Here is a 6,036-nt window from a genome sequence, read left to right on the forward strand (position 1 = left end):
GGGGGGATGGGGTGATTACGAAAAAAGCGCTCTGCACAGTTTTAGCTGTGTCAGTTTAGTAGGGTGCGTTAGTGAAGCGTAACGCACCGAAATATTTGGGATAGGTTTAGTAGTAGATGGACAGATATTCAATGGTGCGTTACGACGGATTGCTAAATTCCTTTCATAGTCTGAATTTAAGCCGTCTAACGCACCCTACTGGACTACTGGACCGACACACCCTAAATGGTGCATTAGAAAATGGGGTGATAGGGGGGTGGGGGGGTGGAGGGATGGGGTGATTACGAAAAAAGCGCTCTGCACAGTTTTAGCTGTGTCAGTCTACTACAAGCATTGTATGGACCTATCAATGAAAACTGCTTTAAAGTCCAAATATAATCAAAACTAAATTATATATGAATTTACCTTCTTTTCTGTGGCTGTGGAAAATAGCAGCTTGGTCTATGGGTCTTTCCCTATTTGCTTACTCATTATTAGCAGTGACTGGTGGTTGGATGTTTTTTGCTCGCCATAACAAACAAAAACGTCCTCAATGGTTGCGACCATTTCATTATATTATTGGCGGCACAATGGTATTTCTCGTAATTTTGTTACTGGCAATTGGTTTAGTGGGAACTATTGGCTATTATGGTAACTTAGGTCATTCTGCTCATTTACCTGCTGGTTTAACAGTCGTGACATTGGTGTTAGTTTCGGCCTGGAGTGCAACTCAGATTAATGCTAAACAAACTTGGGCGCGATCGGTTCATATCACGACTAATATTATTCTGTTATTTAGTTTCGCGACAGTATCTTTGACAGGTTGGAGTGTTGTGCAGAAATATTTGCCATAACAAAATTTTCCCTAGGTTTAGATATTATACCATCTAAGTTTCCACAGTTACTAAGTCGGGTTAATGAGTGAAGGTACTATAAATAATGTAATGTTCGATCGCCGATCGCAATACATAAAGCCCGACTTTTATCCATGGGATCTACAGGGACTATCGCTACACCATGACAAAGCAAAGCGCAAAGTCAAGAATCAGGTAACTTTACGGAGAATACCAACACTACATCCGCGTAATTCGTAAGTAAAATTCAGTAAAGATTTGGGACTATTTCACTGATTTGATGAAGATTTGATGAAGTTAGCGAAACCCTCTTGACACTAAGGGGGGGCGGAATATGATGAATATGTTGGTAGTTGAGAAATCACCGCTCGCAACCCGACTGAACGCCAACGCGTTCTTTCTGGCAGGCAAAAATAACAACTTTACACAATATACAATAGTCATCTACTTTAGAATGACTTAAAAATTCACCCACAAACCAAAGTAATAAAAATTATGTCAAAATCCATGTCAATCAGCCGCAAAATTGCTCTAACAAACCTAGCTAGCATTTCTCTAGCAGCACTATCAGCACAACCAGCCCAGGCGTTACTGAAATCCTCAGAGACGACATTCGACTTTGTGAGTGGAGAATCTTTAAATATGACTTGGTCTTATGATGACCAGGCGGAGTCCGACAATATTGTTTCCCTAGAGGAGTTGGAGTCGTGGTCTTATTCTTTTTTGTCCGCGGCTGGGAGCGAAATATATAACGGAGTGGTGGTATCAGATGGACTAGTTAACTCGTTGAACGAAACCTATGCTTCTTTTTCGTATGATACTATTTCAGGAGCCTTCAACTCTTTCGATACCGGGGAGGATTTTGAATATTTTGCGAAGTACGAGGGTAAGTATGTATATAATGGTTATGAAGACGAAGATTTGGAGTTGGTCAGTACCCCAGAACCAAGCCTAATTTTAGGTTTTATCACATTAGGTGGTGTTTTGCTAGGCAGCAAAAGAAAGACTAATAAATAAAAAGTGATTGAAACCACGAAGATAGGGGAATTTCCCCTTCTCTTTTCAGTTATCAGTTGTAGGTTGGGTTGAGGTACGAAACCCAACATTCTCCAATTAGATTGGTTTATTTGAAACAGGTAGCCTGAAAGCCAAGAACTCCGGTTGTGTTGGGTTGCGAGATACGCTTAACCCAACCTACTAGACTGACACATATTCAATTGTGCGTTACATTATTGGGGGGCGGGTTTAGCTAAATTTAGGTGAAAGCTCGCGTTAATTTAACGGGGAAACCCGCCCCTACGCCATCAACGTATGAAAAATTGTAGGGGCGGGTTTGAGCAAAAATATTGATACATGATATTAATTCATCACTCGCCCGCCCCGCCCCACATCAAGGTAGCAAGAAAGCCAAGAACTCCGGTTGTGTTGGGTTGCGAGATACGCTTAACCTAACCTACTAGACCGACACATATTCAATTGTGCGTTACATCATTGGGGGGCAGGTTTATCTAACTTTAGGTGAAAACTCGCGTTAATTTAACGGGGAAACCCGCCCCTACTATACAACTAAAATGGTGCAATAGTAGGGGCGGGTTTTAACTAGAATTTTAATGCTTACTCTAAGATTTATATAAACCCGCCCTAATGCACACCTATTAGTTGTTTCAATCTACTACAGTACACTAAAGACAAATATTCAAACTCAGTTAGTATTACTTTTGACTTTTGACTTTTGACTTTTGACTTCCGAATTTCACCCTGGTGGTGTTGGGTTAAGCGAAAGCGCAACCCAACCTACAATACATTTCTAATTTTTGACTTTTGAATTTTGACTTGATATCACTCCCATTCAATAGTTCCAGGAGGTTTAGAAGTAATATCATACACCACCCGGTTAACACCCTTAACCTCATTCACAATGCGGTTAGAAATACTTTCCAAAAGATCGTAAGGTACGCGAGACCAGTCAGCAGTCATTCCATCTTCACTAGAAACAAACCGCAAAACAATGGGGTAAGCATAAGTACGTTGGTCTCCCATTACCCCCACACTGCGAATAGGCAACAACACCGCAAACGCTTGCCAAAAATCGTGATACATTCCTTGCTGTTTAATTTCATCCCGCACAACAAAATCAGCATCCCGTAATATTTTCAACCGTTCGTCTGTCACTTCCCCTAAAATCCGAATAGCTAACCCCGGACCAGGAAAAGGATGTCGTCGCACAATTTCTTCTGGTAAACCAATGGAACGCGCCACCTTTCTGACTTCATCTTTAAAAAGTTTGCGCAGAGGTTCGACTAACTTAAATCTCAAATCTTTCGGCAAACCGCCAACATTGTGATGACTCTTAATTTTTACTGCTACTCGCTCCCCTGTTTTGGGGTCAACATTAGTGTTAGCAGATTCAATCACGTCTGGATAAAGAGTACCTTGAGCCAGATAATCAAAAGGTCCTAAACGTTTTGACTCTTCTTCAAATACTCTGATAAATTCATGTCCGATTAATTTGCGTTTTTGTTCTGGATCGGTAACTCCTTCGAGTTTACTTAAGAAGCGCTCGCGAGCATTTACATATTCAACTGATATATGAAAAGACTCGCGAAATATTTGTACCAAATTCTCCGGTTCATACTTGCGCATAAACCCTTGATCAATAAACATACAAGTTACTCGATCGCCTATCGCCTGGTGCAGTAAAAATGCTAAGGTTGAAGAATCAACTCCTCCAGACAATGCTAATAATACTCGTTTATCCCCTACTTTAGCTCTAATTTCTCGAATTGCTTCTTCCACAAAAGCTTCTGTCGTCCAAGTTGCTTCACACTTGCAGATATGGTAGACAAAATTTCTAATCAAAGCTTGACCGCCAATAGAGTGAACTACCTCTGGGTGAAACTGAGTACCGTAGAGCTTTTTCTCATGGTTAGCGATCGCTGCACAGGGAGTATTATCTGTATGAGCTAATACTTCAAAACCAGAAGGCATTTTGGTCACAGAATCTCCATGACTCATCCACATAGTTGTGCCTTCTTCTACATTCGTCAGCAAATCTGTCGGATCGTCTATTGAGAGAGATGCTTTACCATATTCAGCTAACTGAGCGCGTTTGACTTCTCCGCCAAGTTGTTGTACCATTAACTGCATACCGTAGCACACACCTAAAATAGGTATTCCCAGATTCCAAATTTCGGGATCGCAATGAGGTGCCCCTTCATCGTAAACAGAATTAGGCCCTCCAGAAAGAATAATTCCCTTGGGATTAAGAGCTGCTAGTTTTGCAGCAGTTGTGCGGTAGGAAATAACCTCTGAATATACTTGAGTTTCCCGAATTCGGCGAGCAATAAGTTCTGAATATTGAGAACCAAAGTCCAGAATCACGATCATTTGACGGTTAAACTGAGTGAGAGAATCTGAACTTTTTTGTTTTTGTGTTGTTAGAGTCACGGTTAATATGCTATTATACTAGATTGGTGAGGTTAATTTTCCTTAGTTTTGACTTGTCAGCCTCAGCTTGTCGGGGTATAAGTAGTTTTTCGTGAGGAAAATTTATTTCTCCACACTTTGTCAAAAACTCTAAGAAGCTGTTTGATCGGTACTGCATAGAACAGATCAATCTTAACAACCTAACCCCCCTGTCCCCCTTCCCGACAAGGGAATGGGTGTTTTAAAGCCTCTCTCCCTGTAGGAGAAAGGTTTGGAAAGAGGTTTTTATAAGTTTACAAACAGTTTCTAAGTTTGGTAGGGGTTTAGTCACCAAACCACTACAATATATAAAAGTTTGTATACTATCAATTACCGATAACCTAGTTGGAACAGGTTAATTTGAGTGAATTAATAATGGGGATCAGTTTATTGGCTGAGTTTTTAGCAAACAATGGCTATTGGAAAAATATTTTGATATTTTAACCCAAGAATGATAATTAGCTTTGAAACCATATAATCATTCTAGTTAGGGACACAAAGGAGATAAATAGTGTTTCGCATCCCCATAGACTATTATTAATTCCTCATAAAATACCCTAACTCTAGCTCAGGCTATTGTTAATAGCATAACAAATTTGAGAAAAAACTGTATCAGCGACTTCAGTTTTACAGAAAATTTGCCGATCGCGGTCAAACAGCATCGAACCTACTTGGACCTCTTTTTGACTATGATTAAAAATATAAGCTTGGCAACGTTGGTCAATCTTCGAGGCAATCGCCCCATACACCCTATCCACCCAGTAATTTTCCCCATTTATATCTAAGTTCCGCAGCAGTTTTAAAGCATCCTCAGCAGTATTACAAGCAAAAATTTCTTGTAGCACAGAAGTGGGCAAACCTATATTTGCACAGTGAGCTGTGAGAATTTCTAATCGTCCGTCAGCTAGATAGTGGTGAGTATGAAAAATCCCACCAGCCAATTTAATTAATTTGCCATGATAACCTAATAATAAAATAGACTCTATTCCGGCAATAGCAGCAGCAACCAACATTGGGCCTAACCAGTTAGCTGTTTTGACGGTTTGTTGTAGGGGTATACCCATTTTTCTTGCTATATCTAAACCATTTTCCCCTATACAAAACACCAAACTATTAAACTGCACTGCCTTCTGTTGTAGTTCTTCCTGGTAAGCTTCGAGTTGCCCAGGTACACTCAAAGGTTGAGAAAGTCCGGTAGTTCCTAAAAGAGAAAGACCTTCAACTATACCAAAAGCAGAATTAGAAGTTCGAGTTGCTAATTGACGACCTTCTGGTAAAATAATAGTGACTTTGATTTGTTCATTGGAATTGAGCAAAGGTTGAAGATTTTCTTGCAGCAGTCGTCGCGCGTAACTATATATAGCTGCTTCCCCAGAATGAATATTCTGTCCAATACCTGCTCCACCTATAATTACAATTTGTTCTGAAGCATCACTTAGGGAAACTGTGGCCAATTCCACCATAGCCCAAACAGGAGTATTGTGAGTTAGATCGAGATTATTACCGGGATCGGAACGAGTAATAGCTAAAGCAGTATTATTTTTTAGTAAAGCTACCTGTTCGATAGGGATATCGATAATTTCTGCTGGTTCTAGTAAATTAATTGATACGGTAGACAAAGACGAGATATTTTGATGTAGCCAACGGAGGGCAGCTACAGCGGTAGCACAAGCGAATACAGGTAGAGTATATCCAGAGCGAGGATTCAATTCAAAATTCAAAAGTCAAAAGTCAAAAG

Annotated in this window: 5 protein-coding genes; 3 read left to right on the forward strand and 2 right to left on the reverse strand. The window is 40.2% G+C overall.

Annotated features, from left to right (window positions below):
- Positions 1–395: 395 nt before the first annotated feature.
- From ACP6PK_RS24135 to ACP6PK_RS24145, 3 genes are all read left to right on the forward strand, one after another.
- Positions 396–833 carry a DUF4079 domain-containing protein gene (locus tag ACP6PK_RS24135; protein ID WP_094673108.1) on the forward strand — a complete coding sequence of 146 codons (438 nt, stop codon included), beginning with the start codon at positions 396–398 and terminating at the stop codon, positions 831–833.
- A gap of 63 nt (positions 834–896) precedes the next feature.
- Complete coding sequence (locus ACP6PK_RS24140) at positions 897–1,073, forward strand: hypothetical protein (RefSeq protein ID WP_426556721.1); 177 nt, start codon at positions 897–899, stop codon at positions 1,071–1,073.
- A gap of 255 nt (positions 1,074–1,328) precedes the next feature.
- Entirely contained in the window at positions 1,329–1,850 is a 522-nt protein-coding gene (locus tag ACP6PK_RS24145) for a PEP-CTERM sorting domain-containing protein (RefSeq protein WP_426556719.1), read from the forward strand.
- Between the two features lie 822 nt (positions 1,851–2,672).
- Here the strand turns inward: ACP6PK_RS24145 and guaA are convergent.
- Both guaA and cbiD read right to left on the reverse strand, forming a co-directional pair.
- The gene (gene guaA / locus ACP6PK_RS24150) at positions 2,673–4,280 is read right to left on the reverse strand and encodes a glutamine-hydrolyzing GMP synthase (RefSeq protein WP_426556717.1); all 1,608 of its coding nucleotides are present in this window, start codon (positions 4,278–4,280) and stop codon (positions 2,673–2,675) included.
- A 581-nt stretch (positions 4,281–4,861) separates the two neighbouring features.
- A complete protein-coding gene (gene cbiD, locus ACP6PK_RS24155) occupies positions 4,862–6,007 on the reverse strand; it encodes a cobalt-precorrin-5B (C(1))-methyltransferase CbiD (RefSeq protein WP_426563347.1) in 1,146 nt (381 codons plus the stop codon).
- Positions 6,008–6,036: the final 29 nt, after the last annotated feature.

The organism is Dapis hubbardiae BLCC-M172, assembly GCF_050016015.1.
Lineage (GTDB): Bacteria > Cyanobacteriota > Cyanobacteriia > Cyanobacteriales > Microcoleaceae > Trichodesmium.